The following is a 23756-nucleotide window of genomic DNA, read 5'->3' as shown; positions in this document are numbered from 1 at the left end:
CGATGCGAATAATTGTCTACGGCAGTTTACGGCGCAAACAGGGAAACAGCCATTGGATGACCAACGCCCAATGGCTCGGCGAGCACGAGCTCGAAGGCTATCAGATTTATAATCTGGGCCATTACCCGGCGGCGATCCCTGGAGAGGGCACGATACATTGCGAGGTGTATCGTATTAACTCATCGATTCTGGCAGAGCTGGACGAACTGAAAAGCAACACCAAGGACTATAAGCGCGAGCTGATTCAGACGCCTTATGGGAGTGCGTGGATCTACCTGTACAAACACAGCGTGGACGGTTACCCGCGGATTACCAGCGGTGACTGGCTGAAGCGTCTCGAAGAACAGTAAGAAAAAAAACACCGCTCAATGAGCGGTGTTTTTTCATCGGACGGCGGCTGGAATTACTTCTTGGCAGCGCGTTCGAAGGAGGCGATGATTTCCGCTTTAGCCGCGGCAGCGTCTGCCCAGCCTTCCACTTTCACCCATTTGCCTTTTTCCAGATCTTTGTAGTGCTCGAAGAAGTGAGCGATCTGGGCTTTCAGCAGTTCCGGCAGGTCGTTCACGTCTTTCACGTGATCGTACTCTTTGGTCAGCTTGCTGTGTGGTACCGCAACCAGCTTGGCGTCTTCACCGGCTTCGTCGGTCATCTTCAGTACGCCAACCGGACGGCAGCGGATCACGGAGCCCGGCTGCAGCGGGTATGGGGTTGGGACCAGCACGTCAACCGGGTCACCGTCCAGAGACAGGGTGTGGTTGATGTAGCCGTAGTTGCACGGGTAGAACATCGCGGTGGACATGAAACGGTCAACGAACAGCGCGCCGGTTTCTTTGTCGATTTCGTATTTGATTGGATCGGCGTTGGCCGGGATTTCGATTACTACGTAGATGTCTTCCGGCAGGTCTTTGCCAGCAGGGACCAGATTCAAGCTCATGTCGGTTTCCTTTAATCATCAAACCAGAAATGGAGTGGCGGCTATTATAGCGGACTCTTTTGCGATTTCCTGCCCTTTTCATCGTCGAAAACCCAGTGTGCCGGCGCAGGGATAATTTCCAGATTAATCCCGCCGCGGCATGAAGTTTTGCCTTCGCCTGCCGATAACTTCAACAAACAATAATGAGCTAGCAAAGCTGGCTCCGCGTTTTGCCACCCCTACTACGTCTGATCTCACAATTTCTGAAGCCGGGAAGAACTCATGCTAAAAAAGATTACGGTGAAGGCTGGGCTGATCGCCCTGCTGAGCCTGATGACCATGTTGCTGATCATGGTCAGCGTTATTGGCGTCAACGCGATTAACGAAGGATCGCGATCGATCCATACCTTGAATCAGATCCTCGGTGAAGAGCTGGGCTCGCTGGCCAACAGCTCCAACCTGACGCTGCGCGCCCGAACCGCCGCTTCGTTGGCGGTGCGCCAACGGGAGATCGGCCAGATCGATGTGTCCGACGCCACCGTGGGCCGCATCTACGGTTACCTCGATCAGTCAAACAAGGAAATGGCGCGCTTTGTCGGCGTCGGCACCGTGACCGATCGCGGCCGCGAACTCTCCAATCGTCTGCAAAACAGCTATCGCGCCTACCTCGAGCAGGGCGTGAAGCCGATGGCTGCCGCCATCAAGGCCGGCAAAATCGATGAGTATTACCATATTCAGGAGACCCGCATCTCTGCGCTGAGCATCGCGTTTGAAAAGGATCTCAGCGATTTCCGCAGCTTTGCCATGAAGCTCGGCGAAAAGCAGGTGTATGACGCGGAAAACAACGCCAGCACCAAGATCTCGTTGATCGTGGTGGCGGGCCTGCTCAGCGTGCTGCTGGCGGTGCTGGCCTGGTTCGCGCTGCGCGTGATCATTTTGCGCCCGTTGGACGAGTCCATCGCGCAGTTGGAACACATCGCCGGCGGCGATCTGACCCATGAGATCCGCGGTGAGGGTGATACCGAGATGGGCCGCTTGGTGCGGGCGATGCAGCGTATGCAGCAGGCGTTGGCCAGTTCGGTCAGCAAAGTGCGCGATGCCAGCAGCCAGATCGACACCGGTTCACGCGAACTGGCGGCCGGTAACCTGCATCTGGCGCAGCGTACCGAAGAGTCGGCCGCTTCGCTGGAAGAGACCGCCGCCAGCATGGAACAGCTGACTTCGACGGTGAAAATGAACGCCGAGAACTGCGAGCAGGCCAACCAACTGGCGCTGAGCGTGTCCGATATCGCCAACCAGGGCAGTGACGTGGTCAGCCAGGTGATGAGCAAGATGCAGGCGATCACCGACAGTTCGCGCCGCATCGCCGACATCATCAGCGTGATGGACGGCATCGCCTTCCAGACCAATATCCTGGCGCTGAACGCGGCGGTGGAAGCGGCGCGTGCCGGCGAGCAAGGCCGCGGTTTCGCGGTGGTGGCCGGTGAAGTGCGCAGTCTGGCGCAGCGTAGCGCCCAGTCGGCGAAAGAGATTAAAGGGCTGATTGAAGCGTCGCAGAACCGGGTGCAGGAAGGCGAACAGATGGTGGAGTCGGCCGCGCAGACCATGAGCGGCATCACCGGTGAAGTGGGCCGGGTGACGGCGTTGATGCGTGAGATCTCGGCGGCGACGCGCGAACAAAGCAGCGGTATCGAACAGGTAAACCTGGCGGTGGCGCAGATGGATCAGGTGGCGCAGCAGAATGCGGCGCTGGTGGAAGAGTCTGCGGCGGCAACGCGCTCGCTGGAAGATCAGGCTCAGCTGCTGGCGCAGAGCATGGCGGCGTTCAAGCTGTAAGGCGATAAGGGTTCGGCGCGGTGCCGAACCCTTGCCAGAAACGCGTTACTCGTCCGGGTTTTCGGCGATGAAGCGTTCTGCGTCTTCTACCATCGACTTGGTGCCGACGAAGAATGGCGCGCGCTGGTGCAGTTTCACCGGCGTGATGTCCAGAATGCGGTTTTTGCCGTCGCTGGCTTTACCGCCGGCCTGTTCGGCCAGAAACGCCATCGGGTTGCATTCGTACAGCAGGCGCAGCTTGCCTTGCGGATGGCTGGCGGTGCTTGGGTAGATGTAGATGCCGCCTTTCAGCAGGTTGCGGTGGAAGTCCGCCACCAGAGAACCGATGTAGCGCGAGGTGTAAGGGCGCTGCGTCGCTTCATCCTGCTCTTGGCAGTACTTGATGTATTTCTTCACGCCGAGAGGGAACTTGATGTAGTTGCCTTCGTTGATGGAATACATGTTGCCGCTCGCCGGGAAGCGTACTTTCTCGTGGGAGAGGCAGAACACGCCCAGAGACGGGTCGTAAGTAAAGGCGTGGACACCGTAACCAGTGGTGTACACCAGCATGGTGGACGAACCGTAAACCACGTAACCCGCTGCGACCTGGGCGCTGCCCGGCTGCAGGAAGTCTTCTTCGGTCACCGGTGTGCCGACCGGCGTGATGCGACGGTAGATAGAGAAAATCGTACCGACCGAGACGTTGACATCGATGTTGGACGAACCGTCCAACGGATCCATCAATACGACATACTTGGCATTTTCAGCACGCTCGCCGTCGAATATCACGATTTCATCTTCTTCTTCGGAAGCGATACCCGCAACTTCACCACGCGCTTTCAACGCCGCTTTCAGTTTTTCGTTCGCGTACAGGTCCAGTTTCATCTGAACTTCGCCCTGTACGTTGGACACCCCGCTGGTCCCCAGAATATCAACCAGGCCAGCCTTGTTGATGTCGCGGTGGATGATTTTGGCGCCCAGTTTAATGGCAGAAAGTAACGCGGTCAGCTCGCCGGTGGCGTGCGAGAAGTCGTGCTGTTTCTCGACGATAAATTCGCCTAACGTTTTCATGACACAATCCCTGAATCTACGGATGGATAGCGGCCTGTTAACAAACCGCCAACGTTTTCGCGAGCAGTGTAGCCCAAAGATGCGCGCCATTCATAGGCAAATCCATTTCTTCTGGACGATTCTGAGCGTTAGAATATGCCGACATTCGATGCACTCACATGAGAAACCTATGCGCATTCACATTCTTGGGATCTGTGGCACCTTTATGGGCGGGCTGGCGATGCTGGCGCGTTCACTGGGGCATGACGTCACCGGTTCGGACGCCAACGTCTATCCGCCGATGAGCACGCTGCTGGAGAACCAGGGGATCGATCTTATTCAGGGTTATGATCCAGCCCAGTTGGATCCGGCGCCGGATCTGGTGATCATCGGCAACGCCATGACGCGCGGCAACCCGTGCGTGGAGGCGGTGCTGGAGCGTGGCATCCCTTACGTTTCCGGCCCGCAGTGGCTGCACGACGCCGTGTTGCGCGATCGCTGGGTACTGGCGGTCGCCGGTACCCACGGTAAAACTACCACCGCCGGCATGGCGACCTGGATCCTCGAAGCCTGCGGCTACCAGCCGGGCTTCGTCATCGGCGGCGTGCCGGGCAACTTCGACGTCTCGGCGCGCCTCGGCGGCAGCCCGTTCTTCGTGATCGAGGCCGACGAGTATGACTGCGCGTTCTTCGACAAGCGCTCCAAGTTCGTGCACTACAGCCCGCGCACGCTGATCATGAACAACCTGGAGTTCGACCACGCCGATATCTTCGACGATCTGAAAGCCATCCAGAAACAGTTCCACCACTTGGTGCGCCTGGTGCCGGGCAAAGGCAAGATCATCCTGCCGGACAACGACAGCCACCTGAAGCAGGTGATGGCGATGGGCTGCTGGAGCGAACAGGAGCTGGTGGGCGAAGAGGGTACCTGGCGCGCGCAGAAGCTGACGCCGGACGCCAGTCATTACGCGGTGTTCCTCGACGGCGAGCAGGTTGGCGAAGTGAACTGGGCGCTGGTGGGCGAGCACAACATGCATAACGGCCTGATGGCCATCGCCGCGACTCGCCACGTTGGCGTGCAGCCGGCGGACGCCTGCCGCGCGTTGGGCGATTTCATCAACGCCCGCCGCCGCCTGGAGCTGCGTGGCGAAGCCAACGGCGTCACGGTTTACGACGACTTCGCGCACCACCCGACCGCGATCCTGGCCACCCTGGCCGCGTTGCGCGGCAAGGTCGGCGGCACGGCGCGCATTCTGGCGGTGCTGGAACCGCGATCCAACACCATGAAAATGGGCATCAGCAAAAACGATCTGGCGCCTTCGCTCGGCCGCGCCGACGAAGTGTTCCTGTTCCAGCCGCATCACATTCCATGGCAGGTAGCGGAAGTGGCTGATGCCTGTGTGCAGCCGGCGCACTGGAGCGCGGATCTCGACACGCTGGTGGACATGGTGGTGAAAACCGCACAGCCGGGCGACCACATTCTGGTGATGAGCAACGGCGGTTTTGGCGGCATTCACGATCGCCTGCTGGACGCGCTGGCGAAAAAGCAGGAACCGAAGGTGACCTACTGATTGTTCAGTAGCATAAGCCACTCTAAGGGCCGCATTTGCGGCCTTTTTTACGCCCATAAAAAAGCCCTCGCGAGCGAGGGCAACGGGGTTCGTCGGATAGGACGACGAGAGGGGCTCTGGGAAATCGGCGTTTGCGTCAGAACTCGGCAGTGGCAGTGACGAGGGTAATCAGCTCTGCAAAGCCGTTCCCAGAGTTGTTATTTGTAAATCTCGGCGGTGGCGTGGTAGTTGCCTTCGTTACGCGCTTCGATCACGCGGTAGGCGGTCGCGCCTTTAGCGTCGGCTTTCTCCGACAGCGCCTGGCGAATGTCGGTCGGTGCGCCGTCGATACCGCTGACGGTAATGGTGCCGATAGATTGCAGATTGGCGGTCTGATCGTTAGTCACCAACTGGGCGGCAGATGCGCCGAAGGAGATGACGGACAGCAGACCGAGTGCAGCAAGAGTAGTTTTCATGTTCATGATAGCGATCCTTGGTCATAACAGCCTGGAAGGGCTTGGCAGCGATTTTTATTCTTGAAGGCCGTTATGACAGCGTTTGATTCCAGAGATGTATTGCCCGTTGCCGGGTAATGTCGTTACTTATTTGTAGATTTCAGCGGTCGCGTGGAAGTTGCCGTCGTTACGCGCTTCGATCACGCGGTAAGCGGTCGCCCCTTTGGCGTCAGCTTTGTCAGACAGTGCCTGGCGGATGTCGGAAGGCGCAGCGGCGACGCCACTCACGGTGATCACACCGGCGGGTTGCAGTTGTGCGGCCTGGGTTGCATCAACAGATTGTGCTGCGAATGCACCAAATGAAAGCATGGACAGAACGCTCAGGGTTGCAACGGTAGCTTTAATTTTCATTATCTCACCTCATCGTATTCTTTTATCAGTTCCAACGAACTGTGATTCAGTTCACGAAAATGAGTATACAGCTAGTAACGCGAAAAATTAATAGTTCGCTAACAGTTGCTAGTGAAACTTTAACCTTATGATCCTTATTTTTTATAACTGTAAGGAATAAAAAACGCTCATAAAACGATCTTTTGATGTTAAATTTATGTAATTTCAATAAGGTAAGTGCTTTTAACCAAAAGTGCGGAAGATCACAGTGGGTACTGCTGGTTACATGGCGATGTCATGGAAATGTGTTGTTGCGGGATAAAAAAGCAGTGTTAAACGCGGTTAAAGGCCGGGGAGGTAACGCGGGGGTTAAAGAAGCGCTAACAAAATGCGGAAGGTAGCCGCACTTTGTTAGCGCCAGGTTTCACAGCTCTTGCTCAAACACGCCCAGGATCGCTTCATGCAGCTTCTGAGCGGTAAAGCCGCTGGACGGGGTGACGAAAATGGTATCGTCGCCGGCAATCGTGCCGAGGATGCCCTGGGATTTACCCAGTGAGTCGAGCAGGCGGGCGATCAGCTGCGCGGCGCCCGGGCTGGTATGGATCACCACGACGGCGTCGTTATGGTCGACGTCCAGCACCAGATTCTTCAACGGGCTGGTGGTGGTCGGCACGCCGAGTTCGGCAGGAAGGCAATACACCATTTCCATTTTGGCATTGCGCGTACGTACCGCGCCGAACTTGGTCAGCATGCGCGATACTTTGGATTGGTTAATGTTTTCGAAGCCTTCTTCTTGCAGCGCCAAAACGATCTCGCCTTGAGAACTGAATTTTTCTTCTTTCAATAACGCTTTGAACGTCTTGATCAGATCTTCCTGTTTTGCGGGATTACGCATTTTGCACCGTGGAATGTTGATAGTGGAAGTCATGATTATGCATATAGATGAATTTTTATGCAACAAAGGCCGCCCCAAAGAAAATAAAAAAGACCGGGCGGCGAGGAAAGGGCGGCATTTTAACAAAATCCGGCCGCGATGAATATGCCCTTTTGACGACGGAAAATCGGCCTACGGTGGTAAATAAAATGTTATTAAAATGATGTTGTTCTGATGTTGCGTAAGGGTGTAATGTAACGGCCGGTTAACTTGCTCGTGAATAACCTCGCACTATTTTTGATTAGTGTGCGCTATGCCCTTCATGCGCAAGCGATTTAATCTAAAATGGGCGCGACAGCGGCCGTTTTATTACACCTGCAGGCAAGAGTTGGCTAATTTATTGTTTTAAAAGGTGTAATGACTCAAGGTCCGTAACCAACACATTCACGGCGCTTTATATATTTAAGATAATAAAGGAGTATAGGATGAAAGTTGCAGTTCTCGGTGCTGCTGGCGGTATCGGCCAGGCCCTCGCCCTTCTACTCAAAACCCAGCTTCCTTCAGGTTCTGAACTCTCTCTCTACGACATTGCCCCCGTAACCCCAGGCGTTGCCGTCGACTTAAGCCACATCCCAACCGCAGTTAAAATTAAAGGCTTCAGCGGCGAAGACGCGACCCCGGCTCTGCACGGTGCGGACGTGGTGCTGATTTCCGCCGGCGTGGCCCGTAAGCCAGGCATGGATCGCTCTGATCTGTTCAACGTTAACGCCGGCATCGTGCGTAACCTGATTGAGCAAGTGGCGAAAACCTGCCCGAAAGCCTGCATCGGCATCATCACCAACCCGGTTAACACCACGGTCGCCATCGCGGCGGAAGTGCTGAAAAAAGCCGGCGTTTACGACAAGAACAAACTGTTCGGCGTGACTTCGCTGGATATCATCCGTTCCAACACCTTCGTGGCCGAGCTGAAAGGCAAGCAGCCGGAAGAGCTGAACGTGCCGGTTATCGGCGGCCACTCTGGCGTGACCATTCTGCCTCTGCTGTCGCAGATCCCTGGTGTGAGCTTCACCGATCAGGAAGTGGCGGATCTGACCAAACGCATTCAGAACGCCGGTACCGAAGTGGTAGAAGCCAAAGCCGGCGGCGGGTCTGCAACGCTGTCCATGGGCCAGGCGGCCGCACGTTTCGGTCTGTCTCTGGTGCGTGCGCTGCAGGGCGAAAAAGGCGTTGTGGAATGCGCTTACGTTGAAGGCGACGGCAAATACGCTCGCTTCTTCGCGCAGCCGCTGGTGCTGGGCAAGAACGGCGTTGAAGAGCGTAAAGATATCGGCACCCTGAGCGCCTTCGAGCAGAAAGCGCTGAACGAGATGCTGGACGTGCTGCACAAAGATATCGAACTGGGCGAGAAGTTCATCAATAACTGATCGATACCGAGAGTCAGCCGATAAACGCCGCCGGACGCTGTTCCGGCGGTTTTTTTTGTTCCGCGTTCACGACTTGATGCGTGCTTTGCGATCCAGCAGGCAATCGCTGTGCGGATCGTAATAACGGCTTGGCCAGATCTCCGATGGGTGAATGCCTATCGCTTCGGCGATCAGCCATTCCCCCTTCGGCCACGGGCGCGACAGCGCATTGGCCAGCGTCGATGAGCTCAATCCGGCCTTGCGCGATACCGCCGCCAGCGTGGTGCCCTGCTTGCGTAGCGCCGCGATGATATCTGCTGGGTGCCAATCTGGGTTCCTTGAATTCATGTTTACATTCCTTTTCTGATTAGCCAAAGTTGCGTTAGTGGTATAACTAACGAGTCAAAGTTAAGCGTTTGAACAACGTGAAACGTTTATTCGGAAACCAGAATACCATTAAATTTCCTAAAAAATACCCAGGTAATTTCCAAAATGACGTTGCCCACTATTGCCCAGAGATGATGGCCATGAAAAACGAGTGGTTTGCCGCCAAGGAACTGACAGGCATCGCAGGATTACCCTCCTCACCACAGGGAATCAATTTGATGGCCCGGCGCGAAGGCTGGATCAGCCGCAGGCGTAAAGGCGTGCAGGGAAAAGCGTTGGAATACCATATCGATAGCCTGCCTTCAGGTGTGCGTAACCTGCTGGTGCTGAAGGAAGACGGGGCGGCCTATGACGTAGAACGCCAGGATCCGTTGGCGGTCTGGATCGAGTATTACTACCATTTGACGGAGAGCGAGCGCGAGAAAATGGTGGCTTTCCTGATGCGGGAAGGGATTGGCGGCCTGCTGGCGCGTATCGACGAAGAGAGCAATACCTAAGCAGGCCCGCGTACGCGGGCCTGATGAGTGTATTGCGAAATCACGATTTCTTAAAAATCGCGTTGCACCGCTAAATGGGCCAGGCCTTCCAGCGCCGTGCGGTGCTCCGATGCCGGCAACACCTGCAGCGCGGCGATCGCCTTGTCGGCCTCTTCCTCGGCGCGTTGGCGGGTGTATTCCAGCGAACCGCATTGCTGCATCGCCTGCAGTACCGGCTCCAACAAATGACGGCCGTTGCCTTGCTCAATTGCGCCACGGATCATGTCACGCTGGGCGTCGTCGCCGTTGTGCATCGCGTGCAGCAGCGGCAGGGTCGGTTTCCCTTCGTTCAGATCGTCGCCGGTGTTTTTGCCCAGGGTGCTGCCGTCGGCGCTGTAGTCGAGCAGATCGTCGATCAGCTGGAAAGCGGTGCCGAGGTAGCGGCCATAATCTTGCAGCGCCTTCTCTTGTTCGGCGCTGGCGCCGGACAGGATCGCCGACGATTGCGCCGCCGCCTCAAACAGACGGGCGGTTTTGCTGTAGATCACCCGCATATAGCTTTCTTCGCTGATGTCGGGATCGTGCACATTCATCAACTGCAGCACTTCGCCTTCGGCGATGACGTTGACCGCCTCCGACATCAGCGCCAGCACGCGCAGGGATTCCAGGCTGGTCATCATCTGGAAGGCGCGGGTATAGATAAAGTCGCCGACCAGCACGCTGGCGGCGTTGCCGAACGCCGCGTTGGCGGTGGCTTTGCCGCGGCGCATGTCCGATTCGTCGACGACGTCGTCATGCAGCAACGTGGCGGTATGAATGAATTCGATCAGGGCGGCGACGGTGACGTGCTTGTTGCCTTCATAGCCCAACGCCCGCGCCGCCAGGACGGCGATCATCGGCCGGATGCGCTTACCGCCACCGCTGATAATGTAATAGCCAAGCTGATTGATGAGCGTGACATCGGAATTCAGCTGTTCGAGAATTGTTGCGTTCACGGCCGCCATATCTTGCGCGGTTAACTCGGTAATTTGCTCTAGGTTCATTGTGTTTTTTTCAGCTGTGTTTCTCTTCACCGCGTTGAGATCGCTGCTCACATCGGTACATGGCGGTAACTGTCCCTATGATTGTACTTGAAAAACGGTTCAGATAAACGCCACGAAAGAAACTGCGCTTTTTTTCTTCTTTTTTCTTGTTCTGGTCTTATTCTGCTCTTGTCATACGCTGCTTTTTTGCGTAGAATTCGCGCCCTATTGTGAATATTTATAGCGCGCTCTGAACTAACACAGTCGGGCACGCGGAAAGCGGAGTTTTATATGTACGCGGTTTTCCAAAGTGGTGGTAAACAACACCGAGTAAGCGAAGGTCAGACCGTTCGCTTGGAAAAGCTGGACATCGCAACTGGTGAAGCGGTTGAGTTTGACCAGATTCTGATGATCGCTAATGGCGAAGATATCAAAATCGGCGTTCCTTTCGTCGATGGCGGCAAGATCAAAGCTGAAGTTGTTGCTCACGGTCGTGGCGAGAAAATTAAAATTGTTAAGTTTCGTCGTCGTAAACACCACCGTAAGCAGCAGGGCCACCGTCAGTGGTTCACTGACGTTAAAATCACCGGCATCAGCGCTTAAGTTAGGAGAGCGGATTAATGGCACACAAAAAGGCTGGCGGCTCGACTCGTAACGGTCGCGATTCAGAAGCTAAACGTCTGGGCGTAAAACGCTTTGGCGGCGAAGCAGTACTGGCAGGCAGCATCATCGTTCGTCAGCGCGGCACCAAATTCCACGCTGGTACCAACGTGGGTTGCGGCAAAGACCACACTCTGTTTGCTTTGAAAGACGGTAAAGTCAAATTCGAAGTTAAAGGCCCGAGCAATCGTAAATTCATCAGCATCGAAGCTGAATAATTTTTCGAGCCTTACGAAATAGATGTAAGCCCCGCAATTCGTTGCGGGGCTTTTTACATTTATGGGTTGCCTGAGGGCAGGCCCGTCAGCGTTGGCGAAGGTGATATGGATACGAAGCAGCAGGTCGGCGTTGGCATTTCTCTGGCGTTAACCACGGCGGTTTGCTGGGGCGCGTTGCCGATCGCGATGAAAGAAGTGTTGGTCGTGATGGAGCCGTTTACCGTTGTCTGGTATCGCTTTACCATGGCCGCCATCGGTTTGGGCGTGATCCTCGCGGTACGCGGCAAGCTGCCGCGGCTGACGATGTTCCGCCAGCCGCGTTGGCTGCTGCTGTTGGCGATCGCGACGGCGGGGCTGCTAGGCAACTTTGTGTTCTTCAGCTCCTCGCTGCAATACCTGAGCCCGACGGCGTCGCAGGTGATTGGCCAGCTGTCGCCGGTGGGCATGATGTTCGCCAGCGTGCTGATTTTAAAAGAACGTATGCGCATCACCCAGGTTATTGGCGCCCTGATGCTGATTTGCGGACTGATGCTGTTTTTCAACGTCAGTTTGATAGAGATCTTCACCCGGCTGACGGACTACACGCTGGGCGTTATGCTGGGCGTGTGCGCGGCGATGGTTTGGGTGAGCTACGGCGTGGCGCAGAAGGTGTTGCTGCGCCGACTGGCTTCGCCGCAGATCCTGGTTATGTTGTACACTTTATGTGCGATAGCGTTGTTCCCTCTGGCCAAACCCGAGGTGATTTTCCAGCTGAGCGGCTGGCAATTGGCGTGTCTGCTATTTTGTGGCGCCAACACGTTGATCGGTTACGGCGCGTTGGCGGAAGCGATGGCGCGCTGGCAGGCGGCGCAGGTGAGCGCGTTGGTGACGCTGACCCCGCTGTTTACCCTGCTGTTTTCAGATTTATTGGCGCTGGCCTGGCCCCAGGCATTCGCTGCGCCGACGCTGAACATCGTCGGCTATGTGGGTGCGTTTGTGGTTGTGGCGGGCGCCATGTTTTCCGCAATTGGTCACCGGTGGTGGCCGCGACGGGCAGAACCCCCCCTGGTTGCTCCTTTGAAGCAGCCCGGTGAATGATTTACGGAGACGGTAAATGAAGTTTGTAGATGAAGCAGCGATTCTGGTCGTTGCAGGCGACGGCGGCAACGGGTGCGTCAGCTTCCGCCGCGAAAAATATATCCCGAACGGTGGGCCTGACGGCGGTGACGGCGGTGACGGCGGCGACGTTTACCTGCTGGCGGATGAGAACCTCAACACCCTGATCGACTACCGCTTTGAGAAGTCTTTCCGCGCCGAGCGCGGCCAGAATGGCCAGAGCCGCGACTGTACCGGCAAACGCGGTAAAGACGTCATCATCAAGGTGCCGGTCGGCACGCGCGTGAAGGATCAGGGCACCGGCGAGATCCTCGGCGACATGACGCGTCACGAGCAGAAGCTGATGGTCGCCAAAGGCGGCTGGCACGGTCTGGGCAACACCCGTTTCAAATCTTCGGTCAACCGCGCGCCGCGTCAGAAGACGCTGGGTACCGCGGGCGAAGCGCGTGACCTGTTGCTGGAGCTGTTGCTGCTGGCCGATGTGGGCATGCTGGGGCTGCCGAACGCCGGTAAATCGACCTTCATCCGCGCGGTGTCTGCTGCCAAACCTAAGGTGGCCGATTATCCGTTCACCACGCTGGTACCGAGCCTGGGCGTGGTGCGTATGGACCACGAGCAGAGCTTTGTGGTTGCCGACATTCCGGGGTTGATCGAGGGGGCCTCCGAAGGGGCGGGCCTGGGTATTCGCTTCCTGAAACACCTGGAGCGTTGCCGCGTGCTGCTGCACCTGGTGGATATCGCGCCGATCGACGAAACCGATCCGGTGGAAAACGCCAAAGTGATCATCAACGAGTTGAACCAATACAGCGAAAATCTGGCGCAGAAGCCACGGTGGCTGGTGTTCAACAAAATTGATGTGATTGGTGAGGAAGAAGCCGCCGAACGCGCCAAAGCGATTGTGGAAGGCATGGGTTGGGAAGGGAAGTACTACATGATCTCCGCCGCCAACCGCGAAGGCGTCAACGCGCTGTGCTGGGACGTGATGAACTTCATCAACACTCAGCCGAAAGCGATGGCGATTGAAGAAAGCGCGCCGGAAAAAGTCGAATTCATGTGGGATGACTACCACCGCGAGCAAATCGCGGAGGTGGAAGCCGAAGCGGAAGATGACTGGGATGACGACTGGGACGAAGACGACGACGAAGGCGTCGAAATCATTTACCAGAAGTAATTCGGTGATAAAGGGCTCAGCAACGCTGGGCCCTTGTTATTTGAGCGCCTTTTCCGGCAACCAGCACTGGGCGTTCAGGCCGCGCGCATCGCGGCGGTTTTCCAGCGTCAATCGCCCCTGGTGCAGTTGCGCGATGCGGATCACGATATTCAGGCCCAGTCCGCTGCCGCCGTAGCGTTGATCCATGCGGCGAAACGCCTGCGTCAGCTCCCCAACCATCTCTTCCTTGATACCCGGGCCATCGTCGATGACCTGCAGCAGATAGCCGCTGTCTTGCGGCGTTAATCGCACCTGTATCGCGCCGCCTTCCGGGCCGTAACGGTGGGCATTTTCGACCAGGTTGCGCAGCAGCAACCGCAGCAGCACCGGATCGCCGTTCACCGCGGCGACGGCCGGCAATTGCCAATCCAGCGTCTGCCCGCGTTGGGCGGTCATTTCGTCGAGTTCTTCGCGCAGCGGTTGGATCACATCGGCCACCCAATCGAAATGCTGATAATGGCCGCTGGCGAAGTCTTGCCCGGCGCGCGACAGCATCAGCAACTGCTCGACGGTGTGCATCAGTTGATCGATTCGGGCGATCAGCGCCTGGCTGCCCTTGACGCCCTGCTTTTCCATCAGTTCCAGGTGCAGGCGGATGCCGGCCAGCGGCGTGCGCAGCTCGTGGGCGGCGTCGGCAGTGAACAGGCGTTCCTGTTGAATGGTGTTATCCAGCCGTGAGAACAGCTGATTGAGTGCATTGGTGACCGCTACCATTTCCTGGCTGTCGCTGGTGATTGGCAGCGGCGTCAGGTTATCGGCAGAGCGCTTTTCCAGCCGCTGCTGCAATTGGTTTAGCGGGCGGATGATCCAGCTGATGGCCCAAAACGACGCCAGCAGCGTGACGACCATCATGATCAGCGAAGGCGCCAGCAGCGACGCTATGGCCTCGGCGATCTCGGTATCGACGCGCTCGGTACGCACTTTGGCGGACAGGGTTTCATCCACCAGGAAACTGATCTGCTCCTGGCTTTCGTGCCACAGCCAGAAGGCGCTGATGAGTTGCGTGACCAGCAGGATCAGCGCCAGCATCAGCAGCAGGCGGCGGCGCATGCTGATCATGACGAGGGTTCCAGGCGATAGCCGATGCCGCGCACGGTGCGGATGCGATCCTTGCCCAGTTTGCGGCGCAGGTTGTGGATGTGCACTTCCAGCGTGTTGGAACCCAGGTCGTCCTGCCAGGTGTAGAGATCCTGCTGCAGGAGTTCACGATTGACCGTCTGCCCGGCACGCATAATCAGGCGCGCCAGAATGGCGAACTCTTTCGGCGTAACCTCCACCGGCTGTTGCTGCAGGTAGACCTGCTGGCTCGAGAGGTTCAACTGCAGGTCATCCACCTGCATCAGATTGTCGCTGTGGCCCTGGTAGCGCCGCAGAAGGGCGCGCACGCGCGCCTGCAGCTCAACCAGCGCGAAGGGTTTGACCAGGTAGTCGTCGGCGCCGGCATCCAGCCCGTCGACGCGATCTTCCAGGGCATCACGGGCGGTCAGGATCAGCACCGGCAGATCGATCTGCTGGCGGCGCCACTGCCGCAGCAGTGCGGCGCCGTCCATGTCCGGCAGACCGAGATCCAGGATCACCATGCTGTATTGGCTGGTGATGAGCAGGCTGTTGGCCTCCGCCGCCGTGGCGGCGCAGTCGCAGACGTAACCTTCGCCGGTCAGCGCCAGTGCCAGCCCCTGTTGCAACAGTTCATCATCCTCAACGACCAGCAGCTTCATGACGATCCTCAGTTGTTTTGGTAAATGTCCCGATACAGGCGGCTTTCGAAGCGCACCAGCGGCGCGCGGCGCTGTTTCTGATCTTCTGGCGGCACGGCGTAGCCGGAGAGATACTGCACGAAGGCCATGCGCTGGCCGCTGGCGGTCGTGATGAAGCCCGCCAGGTTGTAGACGCCCTGCAGTGCACCGGTCTTGGCCGACACTTTGCCGTCGACGCCGGCTTCGTGCAGGCCGCCGCGGTAGCGCAGGGTGCCATCATAGCCGGACAGCGGCAGCATCGAGATGAAGTTCAGCTCGTTGTCGTGCTGAGCGATGTACTGCAGCGCCTGCATCATAGTCGCCGGCGCCAGCAGGTTGTGGCGCGACAGGCCGGAACCGTCGGCGATAATGGTATTGCCCAGATCGATGCCGGCCTTCTGGCGCAGCACCTGCCGCACGGCATCGGAGCCCGCTCGCCAGGTGCCCGGTACGCCGAAGCGCTCGTGGCCGATGGTGCGGAAGACGGTATCGGCGATCATGTTGTCCGATTTCTTCAGCATGATCTTCAACAGATCGTGCAGCGGCGCCGACTGAGTTTGCGCGATTACCGTGCCGGTGATGCCGGGACGCGTCTGGCGTTTCAAGTGCCCGTCGATCTGGATACCGGCCTGGGTCAGTTCGTCTTTCAGGATTGCGCCCGCATAGCTGGCGCCGTCCTGGATGGCGAAGGCCAGCGGCAGCGGTTCGCTGCGTTGCGTCAGGCAGCCGGTCAGGGTAAAGCGGTTCAGTTCGCCCGGCACCACGTCCAGCTCGCAGTACTGCGCGTCTGCTGAGCCGCGCGCCAGGGTGCGCACCTGGCTAAACATATTGACTGGATAATAGGAGGCGACGCGGATAAACGCCATGTCGCCCGGATTCGGCGCGCTGTACAGCGAGACCGAGAAACAGTTGCGATCGACGATGGCGGCGGCCGGCGGCGCGCTGAAGCACTGCGTCAGATCGTTCCACGGCCAGCCGGGCGCCTTGTCATGGCTGGCGAAGACCGAGGTATCGACCAGCACGTCGCCGCTGATTTGGCGCACGCCCTGTTTCTTCAGGACGGCCACCATATTGCGCAGGCTCTGGCGCTTGAAGGTCGGATCGCCGCTGAAGCGGGCGATCAGGTTGCCGCGCAGCACGCCATCGCGGATATCGCCCTGGCTTTCCAGCGTGGTGGTGAAACGGTAATCGGGCCCGAGTTGCAGCAAGGCCGCCAGCGCGGTCAGCACTTTTTGGGTACTGGCCGGCAGCGCCATCTGCTGAGAGTGATAATCGATCGTCGGCGCGCCGGCACCGATTTTCTGAACGACCAGGGCAAGGTTGGCCCCATCAGGCAGATATTGTGTGTACTCTTCAACCGGGGCCGCATTCGCATTCAGAACAAATGCGCAAGCCAATGCACTGACAATTCGTGAAAAACGCATAATCTCGGGATAACAGCTGGATAACGTGCCGTCATACTACGGTGCAATCAGGGAAAAAGTAAACGATGACCCTCAAGGAACTCTAGGCTAAAATGCGTATCAAAATGCAAAACCAATCTTGGCTTGGGCCTCGTTCCGAGTCAGGTTTCTTTTGTTTGTCGCCTGGAGGCGGGTGGCGGTATGCCAACCGTGTTTTCATACGAATACGTCAGGATGACGGTTATTTGAACAGGAAAGATTTAGAGGTATTTATACGATGAACCAAATTCCGATGACCTTGTTTGGCGCTGAAAAACTGCGCGAAGAGCTCGAATATCTGAAAAGCGTGCGCCGCCCGAAAATCATTGCGGATATCGCTGACGCCCGTGAGCACGGCGATTTGAAAGAGAATGCCGAGTACCATGCCGCCCGTGAACAGCAGGGTTTCTGCGAAGGCCGCATTCAGGAGATCGAAGCCAAGCTGTCCAATGCTCAGGTGATCGATATCACCAAGATGCCGAACACCGGCCGGGTGATCTTCGGCGCCACCGTATCGGTGATGAATCTGGACAGTGAAGAAGAAGTGACTTACCGCATCGTTGGCGACGATGAGGCCGATTTCAAGAAAAATCTGATTTCGGTAAACTCGCCGATGGCGCGCGGCCTGATCGGCAAAGAGCAAGACGACGTGGTGGTGATCAAAACCCCCGGCGGCGACGTGGAATACGAGATCCTGAAGGTCGAGTATCTCTGATCGAGGCCGTTGGTCATTAATGCGCCAACGTTTTGTAAAGATAGGAAAAAGGCCGCAAGCGGCCTTTTATCTTCGTCAGGCGCATGGCACCTTTTCGTTAACCTGATGGTTATTAACGCGGTAGACTGATCTTGCGCTCTTTCGACGGGCGGTAAAGAATAAGCGTACTGCCGATAACTTGTACATTGCAGGCGCCCGTTTCACGCACGATAGCGTCGGCGATCAGGGTTTTGGTTTCGCGATCTTCAGCGGCGATTTTCACCTTGATCAGCTCATGATGCTCCAGAGCCTGTTCAATTTCAGCCAGCACCCCTTCGGTAAGACCGTTATTGCCCAGCATTACCACCGGTTTTAACGGATGCGCCAGGCCTTTCAGGTGCTGTTTTTGTTTATTATTCAGATTCATTGTCTTTTTTGCTTAAGTTGGGATTGAAAACGGTACATTCTACCGCCATCTCATGTATATCACCAAATCGGTCTTCACCGGTGTGAGTCTACGTGAGCAGCGACCCTGACATAAGACTCTTTTTATGATAGTTGGAAAACGAGATGGCTAATAAAAAGCGTTCGGCTAGCTCCAGTCGCTGGTTACAAGAACACTTTAGCGATAAATATGTGCAGCAGGCGCAGAAAAAGGGACTGCGTTCCCGTGCCTGGTTTAAACTTGATGAAATACAGCAGAGCGACAAACTGTTCAAACCGGGAATGACCGTGGTTGATCTGGGCGCCGCACCGGGCGGCTGGTCGCAGTATGTGGTCACCCAAATCGGCGGTACCGGGCGCATCATCGCCTGTGATATTTTGCCAATGGATCCTATCGTTGGCGTCGATTTCCTTCAGGGCGATTTTCGTGATGAACTGGTGCTGAAGGCGCTGTTGGAACGAGTAGGCGAGAGTAAGGTTCAGGTGGTCATGTCCGATATGGCCCCGAATATGAGTGGCACCCCGGCGGTCGATATTCCAAGGTCGATGTATCTGGTGGAGTTGGCGCTGGATATGTGTCGTGATGTCCTCGCACCAGGCGGAAGTTTCCTGGTGAAGGTGTTCCAGGGAGATGGCTTTGACGAGTACCTACGGGAAATTCGCTCCCTGTTTACGAAGGTTAAGATTCGTAAGCCAGACGCTTCCCGCGCCCGTTCGCGCGAAGTGTACATTGTAGCGACAGGGCGCAAACTGTAGTACCCTAACGCTGTTTGTTAACACAGTTGTAAGATGAGGTTAATCCCTTGAGTGACATGGCGAAAAACCTAATTCTCTGGTTAGTCATCGCGGTAGTGTTGATGTCTGTATTCCAGAGCTTTGGGCCCAGCGAGTCGAATGGCCGTAGGGTGGATTACTCTACCTTCATGTCCGAACTGACCCAGGACCAGGTTCGCGAAGCGCGAATCAACGGACGTGAAATTAACGTTACCAAGAAAGACAGTAACAAATACACGACCTACATCCCTGTCAACGATCCTAAGTTGCTGGATACGTTGTTAACGAAGAATGTGAAAGTTGTCGGCGAGCCGCCTGAAGAGCCGAGCCTGCTGGCTTCTATCTTTATCTCTTGGTTCCCGATGCTGTTGCTGATCGGGGTCTGGATCTTCTTTATGCGGCAAATGCAGGGCGGCGGCGGCAAGGGCGCGATGTCCTTCGGCAAGAGCAAGGCCCGCATGCTGACGGAAGACCAGATCAAGACCACTTTCGCCGATGTTGCCGGTTGTGACGAAGCGAAAGAAGAGGTGAGCGAACTGGTGGAATACCTGCGCGAACCGAGCCGTTTCCAGAAGCTGGGCGGCAAGATCCCGAAAGGCGTGCTGATGGTTGGCCCGCCGGGGACCGGTAAAACGCTGTTGGCGAAAGCGATCGCCGGCGAAGCGAAGGTACCGTTCTTCACCATTTCCGGTTCCGACTTCGTCGAAATGTTCGTCGGCGTGGGTGCATCCCGCGTGCGCGACATGTTCGAACAAGCGAAGAAAGCTGCGCCGTGCATCATCTTCATCGATGAAATCGACGCCGTCGGTCGCCAGCGTGGAGCCGGCCTGGGTGGCGGTCACGATGAGCGTGAGCAGACCCTGAACCAGATGCTGGTTGAGATGGACGGTTTCGAAGGCAACGAGGGCATCATCGTCATCGCGGCGACCAACCGTCCAGACGTGCTTGACCCTGCGCTGCTGCGCCCGGGCCGTTTCGACCGTCAGGTCGTGGTCGGGCTGCCGGATGTGCGTGGCCGTGAGCAGATCCTGAAGGTGCACATGCGCCGCGTGCCGTTGGCTGCCGACATCGACGCCTCCGTCATTGCGCGCGGTACGCCGGGCTTCTCCGGTGCCGACCTGGCCAACCTGGTCAACGAAGCGGCGCTGTTCGCCGCCCGCGGCAACAAGCGCGTGGTGTCGATGGTGGAGTTTGAAAAAGCCAAAGACAAGATCATGATGGGTGCGGAACGTCGCTCCATGGTGATGACCGAAGCGCAGAAAGAGTCGACCGCGTATCACGAAGCGGGCCACGCCATCATTGGCCGCCTGGTTCCTGAACACGATCCGGTACACAAGGTCACCATCATTCCTCGTGGTCGGGCGCTCGGTGTGACCTTCTTCCTGCCGGAAGGGGATGCGATCAGCGCCAGCCGTCAGAAGCTGGAGAGCCAAATCTCCACCCTGTACGGCGGTCGTCTGGCGGAAGAGATCATCTACGGGCCGGAAAAAGTCTCTACCGGTGCGTCGAACGACATTAAAGTGGCGACCTCCATTGCCCGCAACATGGTGACCCAATGGGGCTTCTCCGAGAAGCTGGGGCCGCTGCTGTATGCGGAAGAAGAGGGTGAAGTGTTCCTGGGCCGTTCCGTGGCCAAGGCGAAGCACATGTCGGATGAAACCGCGCGTATCATCGACCAGGAAGTGAAGTCGCTGATCGAACGTAACTACACGCGTGCTCGTTCGCTGTTGATGGAAAATATGGACATCCTGCATTCGATGAAGGATGCGCTGATGAAGTATGAAACTATCGATGCGCCGCAGATCGACGATCTGATGAACCGCAAAGACGTGCGTCCGCCGGCGGGCTGGGACGATGCGAACAAAGGCAACAGCTCCGACAACGGTGGCACTCCGAAAGCCCCGACGCCGGTAGATGAGCCGCGCACCCCAACGCCGGGCAACACCATGTCCGAACAGCTCGACAAGTAACAGCGGCTGTGTAATAACATCAAACCCCGGTACGCCGGGGTTTTTTTTTGCCCGGCGGGCAGTGAACCAGGCAACAGTAAGGTGGACCAACCATGCAGTTAACCGTGCGCGACATGACGCTCAACCTCTCCTATCCGCAGGTGATGGGTATCCTCAATGTGACGCCGGATTCGTTTTCCGACGGCGGCCGTCACAACACCCTGAACCAGGCGCTGCTCCACGCGCATGCGCTGATTTCGGCCGGTGCCACGATGATCGATATCGGCGGCGAATCGACAAGGCCGGGGGCAGCTGAGGTGAGTGAAGAGGAAGAATTGGAACGGGTCGTGCCGGTGGTGGAAGCGCTGGCGCAGCGCTTCGAAGTCTTCATCTCGGTCGATACCTCGAAAGCGGGCGTGATCCGCGAATCGGCGCATGCAGGCGCACATCTGATTAACGACATTCGTTCGCTGCAGGAGCCGGGTGCCCTGGCGGCGGCGGCGGAAAGCGGTCTGCCGGTCTGTCTGATGCATATGCAAGGGCAGCCGCGCACCATGCAGCAGGCGCCGCATTACGATGACCTGATTACCGATGTTCAGGCGTTTTTCGAGCATCATATTCAGCGCTGTAACGAGGCGGGGATAACAAATCAGAAATTGCTGCTCGACCCAGGCTTCGGTTTCGGTAAAAATTTGGCGCACAACTATCAGCTTCTGGCACGGTTGTCGGAGTTTCATCGTTTCGGTTTGCCGCTATTGGTCGGCATGTCGCGTAAATCGATGATTGGGCAACTGCTGAACGTGCCGCCGGATCAACGGGTTATCGGCAGCGTGGCCTGCGCGGTGATCGCGGCGATGCAGGGTGCGCAGATTGTCAGAGTGCATGACGTTAAAGAAACCGTCGAGGCGATGCGTGTCGTCGAGGCAACACTTTCAGCTAAGGGACAGTAGAGACATGAGCGAGCGCAAATATTTTGGCACCGACGGCATCCGTGGCAAGGTCGGGGACAGCCCCATCACGCCGGACTTCGTGCTGAAGCTGGGCTGGGCGGCCGGTAAAGTGCTGGCGCGTCACGGTTCCCGCAAGATCATCATCGGTAAGGATACGCGCATCTCCGGCTATATGCTGGAGTCCGCTCTGGAAGCCGGTCTGGCGGCCGCTGGATTGTCCGCCTCCTTCACCGGGCCGATGCCCACGCCGGCGGTGGCCTACCTGACGCGTACCTTCCGTGCCGAAGCAGGCATTGTCATTTCCGCTTCGCATAACCCGTTCTATGACAACGGTATCAAGTTCTTCTCAATCGACGGCGCCAAACTGCCGGACAACGTCGAAGAGGCAATTGAAGCCGAGATGGAAAAACCGCTGACCTGCGTGGAGTCCGCCGAGCTGGGTAAAGCCAGCCGTATCATCGACGCCGCCGGCCGTTACATCGAATTCTGCAAAGGTACCTTCCCGAGCGAGCTGAGCCTGAAGGGGCTGAAAATCGTGGTCGACTGCGCCAACGGGGCGACTTACCACATTGCGCCGAGCGTGCTGCGCGAACTGGGCGCCACGGTGATCGCCATCGGTGTTGAGCCGGACGGTATGAATATCAACGAAAAATGCGGTGCTACCGACGTGCGTCAGCTGCAGGAGCGCGTGCTGCAGGAAAAAGCGCACGTTGGCCTGGCGTTTGACGGCGACGGCGACCGCGTGATGATGGTGGATCACCTCGGCAACAAGGTGGATGGCGATCAGATCCTGTACATCATCGCCCGCGAAGGCCTGCGTCAGGGGCAGCTGCGCGGCGGCGCGGTCGGTACCCTGATGAGTAATATGGGGCTGGAGCTGGCGCTGAAACAGCTGGGTATTCCGTTCGCTCGCGCCAAAGTGGGCGACCGTTACGTGCTGGAGAAACTGCAGGAACTGGGCTGGCGCATCGGTGCGGAAAACTCCGGCCATGTGATCCTGCTGGACAAAACCACCACCGGCGACGGCATCGTGGCCGGGCTGCAGGTGCTGACTGCCATGGTGCGCAACCACATGAGCCTGCATGACCTGTGCAGCGGCATGAAGCTGCTGCCGCAGATCCTGGTCAACGTCCGCTTCGCCGGCGAGCATAATCCGCTGGAGTCTGAAGCGGTGCGTAAGGTCACCGAGCAGGTGGAAACCGAGTTGGCCGGCCGTGGCCGGGTGCTGCTGCGTAAATCGGGCACCGAGCCGCTGATCCGCGTGATGGTGGAAGGCGAGGACGAGCAGCAGGTGACCGCGCTGGCGCATCGCATCGCCGATGCGGTGAAATCAGCAGGTTAAAACAGACAGTTAGCCATCGGGCTTGGCATCGCTGAGCCCGAATAGATGATTGTTGGCGTTTTTTTCCGCAAACGCGCCGGCGGCAGCAAATTGCCCTTGCGTGGGTTGGCGGCTTTGGTTAGTATTCACACCCGCTTCAGTAGGCAGTTTGTAAAAACGCCTGCTTGATGAGTGTGAAGCATTTGGCATGCGGTGAGGCCGCAAGGATACGGGTACTACTATGTACGAAGCTCTTCTAGTAATTTTCCTGCTGATCTCAATCGGGCTGGTTGCTCTGATTATGCTACAGCAAGGTAAAGGCGCTGATATGGGAGCCTCTTTCGGAGCAGGTGCATCAGGCACATTGTTCGGTTCGAGTGGTTCCGGTAACTTTATGACCCGCATGACTGCTGTGCTGGCGACGCTGTTCTTCGTCATCAGCCTGATTCTGGGCAACCTCAGCAGCAACCAAAGCAAGAAAGGCAGTGAGTGGGAAAACCTGGGTCAGCCAGTGAAAACTGAGCAGACGACCGCGCCGGCAGCACCAGCTAAACCGAGCAGCGACATCCCGCAGTAAGCCGCAAAAAGTTTGTAAACGGTGGTTGTGAACTCGAAGGAACAACGGCCGTTAGCAGTAAGAATCAGTACCGAGGTGGTGGAATTGGTAGACACGCTACCTTGAGGTGGTAGTGCCCTAACGGGCTTGTGGGTTCGAGTCCCATCCTCGGTACCAAATCCCAGAGATAACTTGCAATTTTGCGATTATCGGCGTAGTATTTGCCACGTTTTCGGACGCGGGGTGGAGCAGCCTGGTAGCTCGTCGGGCTCATAACCCGAAGGTCGTCGGTTCAAATCCGGCCCCCGCAACCACTTTCCTTTAAGTGTTTATTTTCAAATACACTTTTCGATTGAAATCCGCTTTTCTCGAT

General features: G+C 57.2%; 26 protein-coding genes and 2 tRNA genes. 17 read left to right on the top strand and 11 right to left on the bottom strand.

Features of this window, described 5'->3' with window-relative positions; translation table 11 throughout:
- Window positions 1-2 precede the first annotated feature (2 nt).
- A complete protein-coding gene (locus tag ACJ8J5_RS08710) occupies window positions 3-350 on the top strand; it encodes a gamma-glutamylcyclotransferase family protein (protein ID WP_025159589.1) in 348 nt (115 codons plus the stop codon).
- A 53-nt stretch (window positions 351-403) separates the two neighbouring features.
- Here ACJ8J5_RS08710 and ppa read toward each other — a convergent pair whose 3' ends face one another.
- A complete protein-coding gene (gene ppa, locus ACJ8J5_RS08705) occupies window positions 404-934 on the bottom strand; it encodes an inorganic diphosphatase (RefSeq protein WP_004933594.1) in 531 nt (176 codons plus the stop codon).
- A 261-nt stretch (window positions 935-1195) separates the two neighbouring features.
- Between ppa and ACJ8J5_RS08700 the strand changes: the two genes are divergently transcribed.
- Window positions 1196-2749, top strand: coding sequence for a methyl-accepting chemotaxis protein (locus tag ACJ8J5_RS08700; protein WP_025305040.1), 1554 nt, complete (start codon window positions 1196-1198; stop codon window positions 2747-2749).
- Window positions 2750-2794: 45 nt separating this feature from the next.
- On the opposite strand, the gene fbp is transcribed toward ACJ8J5_RS08700, so the two are convergent.
- Window positions 2795-3799, bottom strand: a complete 1005-nt coding sequence (gene fbp / locus ACJ8J5_RS08695; protein WP_004933587.1) for a class 1 fructose-bisphosphatase — start codon at window positions 3797-3799, stop codon at window positions 2795-2797.
- Between the two features lie 169 nt (window positions 3800-3968).
- Between fbp and mpl the strand changes: the two genes are divergently transcribed.
- Window positions 3969-5348 carry a UDP-N-acetylmuramate:L-alanyl-gamma-D-glutamyl-meso-diaminopimelate ligase gene (gene mpl, locus ACJ8J5_RS08690; RefSeq protein WP_033636810.1) on the top strand — a complete coding sequence of 460 codons (1380 nt, stop codon included), beginning with the start codon at window positions 3969-3971 and terminating at the stop codon, window positions 5346-5348.
- Between the two features lie 197 nt (window positions 5349-5545).
- On the opposite strand, the gene yhcN (ACJ8J5_RS08685) is transcribed toward mpl, so the two are convergent.
- The 3 genes from yhcN (ACJ8J5_RS08685) to argR form a co-directional block, all read right to left on the bottom strand.
- A complete protein-coding gene (gene yhcN, locus ACJ8J5_RS08685; RefSeq protein WP_025305042.1) occupies window positions 5546-5809 on the bottom strand; it encodes a peroxide/acid stress response protein YhcN in 264 nt (87 codons plus the stop codon).
- Window positions 5810-5929: 120 nt separating this feature from the next.
- Window positions 5930-6193: a peroxide/acid stress response protein YhcN gene (gene yhcN, locus ACJ8J5_RS08680; protein WP_025305043.1), complete on the bottom strand. Its 264-nt coding sequence runs from the start codon at window positions 6191-6193 to the stop codon at window positions 5930-5932.
- A 403-nt stretch (window positions 6194-6596) separates the two neighbouring features.
- On the bottom strand, window positions 6597-7067 hold the full coding sequence (gene argR / locus ACJ8J5_RS08675) for a transcriptional regulator ArgR (protein ID WP_016929335.1): 471 nt from the start codon (window positions 7065-7067) through the stop codon (window positions 6597-6599).
- A 464-nt stretch (window positions 7068-7531) separates the two neighbouring features.
- Between argR and mdh the strand changes: the two genes are divergently transcribed.
- Complete coding sequence (mdh, locus tag ACJ8J5_RS08670; RefSeq protein ID WP_004933569.1) at window positions 7532-8470, top strand: malate dehydrogenase; 939 nt, start codon at window positions 7532-7534, stop codon at window positions 8468-8470.
- A 66-nt stretch (window positions 8471-8536) separates the two neighbouring features.
- On the opposite strand, the gene ACJ8J5_RS08665 is transcribed toward mdh, so the two are convergent.
- Window positions 8537-8797, bottom strand: coding sequence for a helix-turn-helix domain-containing protein (locus ACJ8J5_RS08665; protein WP_004933567.1), 261 nt, complete (start codon window positions 8795-8797; stop codon window positions 8537-8539).
- Window positions 8798-8976: 179 nt separating this feature from the next.
- Here ACJ8J5_RS08665 and ACJ8J5_RS08660 point away from each other — a divergent pair, with 179 nt between their 5' ends.
- Window positions 8977-9333, top strand: coding sequence for a DNA-binding protein (locus tag ACJ8J5_RS08660; RefSeq protein WP_025305044.1), 357 nt, complete (start codon window positions 8977-8979; stop codon window positions 9331-9333).
- 50 nt (window positions 9334-9383) lie between these two features.
- Here the strand turns inward: ACJ8J5_RS08660 and ispB are convergent, their stop codons facing one another.
- Complete coding sequence (gene ispB, locus ACJ8J5_RS08655) at window positions 9384-10355, bottom strand: octaprenyl diphosphate synthase (protein WP_025305045.1); 972 nt, start codon at window positions 10353-10355, stop codon at window positions 9384-9386.
- A gap of 270 nt (window positions 10356-10625) precedes the next feature.
- On the opposite strand from ispB, the gene rplU reads away from it, so the two are divergent.
- The 4 genes from rplU (at window position 10626) to cgtA (ending at window position 13478) form a co-directional block, all read left to right on the top strand.
- Entirely contained in the window at window positions 10626-10937 is a 312-nt protein-coding gene (gene rplU / locus ACJ8J5_RS08650) for a 50S ribosomal protein L21 (RefSeq protein WP_004933561.1), read from the top strand.
- A gap of 17 nt (window positions 10938-10954) precedes the next feature.
- The gene (rpmA, locus tag ACJ8J5_RS08645; protein WP_004933559.1) at window positions 10955-11212 is read left to right on the top strand and encodes a 50S ribosomal protein L27; all 258 of its coding nucleotides are present in this window, start codon (window positions 10955-10957) and stop codon (window positions 11210-11212) included.
- A gap of 105 nt (window positions 11213-11317) precedes the next feature.
- The gene (locus ACJ8J5_RS08640; protein WP_043139276.1) at window positions 11318-12289 is read left to right on the top strand and encodes a DMT family transporter; all 972 of its coding nucleotides are present in this window, start codon (window positions 11318-11320) and stop codon (window positions 12287-12289) included.
- 16 nt (window positions 12290-12305) lie between these two features.
- Window positions 12306-13478, top strand: a complete 1173-nt coding sequence (gene cgtA / locus ACJ8J5_RS08635) for an Obg family GTPase CgtA (RefSeq protein WP_025305047.1) — start codon at window positions 12306-12308, stop codon at window positions 13476-13478.
- Window positions 13479-13514: 36 nt separating this feature from the next.
- Here the strand turns inward: cgtA and pmrB are convergent, their stop codons facing one another.
- From pmrB to dacB, 3 genes are read right to left on the bottom strand one after another with little or no spacing between them, the layout of a single operon-like run.
- Window positions 13515-14576: a two-component system sensor histidine kinase PmrB gene (gene pmrB / locus ACJ8J5_RS08630; protein WP_025305048.1), complete on the bottom strand. Its 1062-nt coding sequence runs from the start codon at window positions 14574-14576 to the stop codon at window positions 13515-13517.
- Entirely contained in the window at window positions 14573-15235 is a 663-nt protein-coding gene (gene pmrA / locus ACJ8J5_RS08625) for a two-component system response regulator PmrA (protein ID WP_019453348.1), read from the bottom strand. The genes pmrB and pmrA overlap by 4 nt, the downstream gene beginning before the upstream one ends.
- A gap of 8 nt (window positions 15236-15243) precedes the next feature.
- Window positions 15244-16677, bottom strand: coding sequence for a serine-type D-Ala-D-Ala carboxypeptidase (gene dacB / locus ACJ8J5_RS08620; RefSeq protein WP_025305050.1), 1434 nt, complete (start codon window positions 16675-16677; stop codon window positions 15244-15246).
- Window positions 16678-16933: 256 nt separating this feature from the next.
- Between dacB and greA the strand changes: the two genes are divergently transcribed.
- On the top strand, window positions 16934-17410 hold the full coding sequence (gene greA / locus ACJ8J5_RS08615) for a transcription elongation factor GreA (protein ID WP_025305051.1): 477 nt from the start codon (window positions 16934-16936) through the stop codon (window positions 17408-17410).
- A 112-nt stretch (window positions 17411-17522) separates the two neighbouring features.
- Here greA and yhbY read toward each other — a convergent pair whose 3' ends face one another.
- Window positions 17523-17816, bottom strand: coding sequence for a ribosome assembly RNA-binding protein YhbY (gene yhbY, locus ACJ8J5_RS08610; RefSeq protein WP_004933536.1), 294 nt, complete (start codon window positions 17814-17816; stop codon window positions 17523-17525).
- Window positions 17817-17959: 143 nt separating this feature from the next.
- Between yhbY and rlmE the strand changes: the two genes are divergently transcribed.
- The 7 genes from rlmE (at window position 17960) to ACJ8J5_RS08575 (ending at window position 23697) form a co-directional block, all read left to right on the top strand.
- The gene (gene rlmE / locus ACJ8J5_RS08605) at window positions 17960-18589 is read left to right on the top strand and encodes a 23S rRNA (uridine(2552)-2'-O)-methyltransferase RlmE (protein WP_004933533.1); all 630 of its coding nucleotides are present in this window, start codon (window positions 17960-17962) and stop codon (window positions 18587-18589) included.
- Between the two features lie 56 nt (window positions 18590-18645).
- On the top strand, window positions 18646-20577 hold the full coding sequence (gene ftsH / locus ACJ8J5_RS08600; protein ID WP_004933529.1) for an ATP-dependent zinc metalloprotease FtsH: 1932 nt from the start codon (window positions 18646-18648) through the stop codon (window positions 20575-20577).
- 92 nt (window positions 20578-20669) lie between these two features.
- Complete coding sequence (gene folP, locus ACJ8J5_RS08595) at window positions 20670-21506, top strand: dihydropteroate synthase (protein ID WP_025305052.1); 837 nt, start codon at window positions 20670-20672, stop codon at window positions 21504-21506.
- A gap of 4 nt (window positions 21507-21510) precedes the next feature.
- Entirely contained in the window at window positions 21511-22848 is a 1338-nt protein-coding gene (glmM, locus tag ACJ8J5_RS08590; protein ID WP_025305053.1) for a phosphoglucosamine mutase, read from the top strand.
- 220 nt (window positions 22849-23068) lie between these two features.
- Window positions 23069-23404 carry a preprotein translocase subunit SecG gene (gene secG, locus ACJ8J5_RS08585; protein ID WP_004933519.1) on the top strand — a complete coding sequence of 112 codons (336 nt, stop codon included), beginning with the start codon at window positions 23069-23071 and terminating at the stop codon, window positions 23402-23404.
- 69 nt (window positions 23405-23473) lie between these two features.
- Window positions 23474-23560, top strand: a tRNA-Leu gene (locus tag ACJ8J5_RS08580).
- A 60-nt stretch (window positions 23561-23620) separates the two neighbouring features.
- Window positions 23621-23697: transfer RNA gene (locus ACJ8J5_RS08575), tRNA-Met, on the top strand.
- The last annotated feature ends 59 nt before the right edge of the window (window positions 23698-23756 follow it).

It is taken from the genome of Serratia sp. CY43202 (assembly GCF_052168755.1).
GTDB classification, from domain to species: Bacteria; Pseudomonadota; Gammaproteobacteria; order Enterobacterales; family Enterobacteriaceae; genus Serratia; species Serratia bockelmannii.
This window is presented reverse-complemented; position numbering and strand designations above follow the sequence as displayed.

Coding starts and splice junctions, on each gene's coding strand:
- pmrB (WP_025305048.1), bottom strand. CDS start 14,576: ATGATCAGCATGCGCCGCCGCCTGCTGCTGATGCTGGCGCTGATCCTG.
- cgtA (WP_025305047.1), top strand. CDS start 12,306: ATGAAGTTTGTAGATGAAGCAGCGATTCTGGTCGTTGCAGGCGACGGC.
- mdh (WP_004933569.1), top strand. CDS start 7,532: ATGAAAGTTGCAGTTCTCGGTGCTGCTGGCGGTATCGGCCAGGCCCTC.
- ispB (WP_025305045.1), bottom strand. CDS start 10,355: ATGAACCTAGAGCAAATTACCGAGTTAACCGCGCAAGATATGGCGGCC.
- yhcN (WP_025305043.1), bottom strand. CDS start 6,193: ATGAAAATTAAAGCTACCGTTGCAACCCTGAGCGTTCTGTCCATGCTT.
- ACJ8J5_RS08665 (WP_004933567.1), bottom strand. CDS start 8,797: ATGAATTCAAGGAACCCAGATTGGCACCCAGCAGATATCATCGCGGCG.
- ACJ8J5_RS08710 (WP_025159589.1), top strand. CDS start 3: ATGCGAATAATTGTCTACGGCAGTTTACGGCGCAAACAGGGAAACAGC.
- fbp (WP_004933587.1), bottom strand. CDS start 3,799: ATGAAAACGTTAGGCGAATTTATCGTCGAGAAACAGCACGACTTCTCG.
- ftsH (WP_004933529.1), top strand. CDS start 18,646: ATGGCGAAAAACCTAATTCTCTGGTTAGTCATCGCGGTAGTGTTGATG.
- ppa (WP_004933594.1), bottom strand. CDS start 934: ATGAGCTTGAATCTGGTCCCTGCTGGCAAAGACCTGCCGGAAGACATC.
- rplU (WP_004933561.1), top strand. CDS start 10,626: ATGTACGCGGTTTTCCAAAGTGGTGGTAAACAACACCGAGTAAGCGAA.
- argR (WP_016929335.1), bottom strand. CDS start 7,067: ATGCGTAATCCCGCAAAACAGGAAGATCTGATCAAGACGTTCAAAGCG.
- folP (WP_025305052.1), top strand. CDS start 20,670: ATGCAGTTAACCGTGCGCGACATGACGCTCAACCTCTCCTATCCGCAG.
- ACJ8J5_RS08700 (WP_025305040.1), top strand. CDS start 1,196: ATGCTAAAAAAGATTACGGTGAAGGCTGGGCTGATCGCCCTGCTGAGC.
- pmrA (WP_019453348.1), bottom strand. CDS start 15,235: ATGAAGCTGCTGGTCGTTGAGGATGATGAACTGTTGCAACAGGGGCTG.
- mpl (WP_033636810.1), top strand. CDS start 3,969: ATGCGCATTCACATTCTTGGGATCTGTGGCACCTTTATGGGCGGGCTG.
- ACJ8J5_RS08660 (WP_025305044.1), top strand. CDS start 8,977: ATGAAAAACGAGTGGTTTGCCGCCAAGGAACTGACAGGCATCGCAGGA.
- rlmE (WP_004933533.1), top strand. CDS start 17,960: ATGGCTAATAAAAAGCGTTCGGCTAGCTCCAGTCGCTGGTTACAAGAA.
- dacB (WP_025305050.1), bottom strand. CDS start 16,677: ATGCGTTTTTCACGAATTGTCAGTGCATTGGCTTGCGCATTTGTTCTG.
- ACJ8J5_RS08640 (WP_043139276.1), top strand. CDS start 11,318: ATGGATACGAAGCAGCAGGTCGGCGTTGGCATTTCTCTGGCGTTAACC.
- rpmA (WP_004933559.1), top strand. CDS start 10,955: ATGGCACACAAAAAGGCTGGCGGCTCGACTCGTAACGGTCGCGATTCA.
- yhbY (WP_004933536.1), bottom strand. CDS start 17,816: ATGAATCTGAATAATAAACAAAAACAGCACCTGAAAGGCCTGGCGCAT.
- yhcN (WP_025305042.1), bottom strand. CDS start 5,809: ATGAACATGAAAACTACTCTTGCTGCACTCGGTCTGCTGTCCGTCATC.
- glmM (WP_025305053.1), top strand. CDS start 21,511: ATGAGCGAGCGCAAATATTTTGGCACCGACGGCATCCGTGGCAAGGTC.
- secG (WP_004933519.1), top strand. CDS start 23,069: ATGTACGAAGCTCTTCTAGTAATTTTCCTGCTGATCTCAATCGGGCTG.
- greA (WP_025305051.1), top strand. CDS start 16,934: ATGAACCAAATTCCGATGACCTTGTTTGGCGCTGAAAAACTGCGCGAA.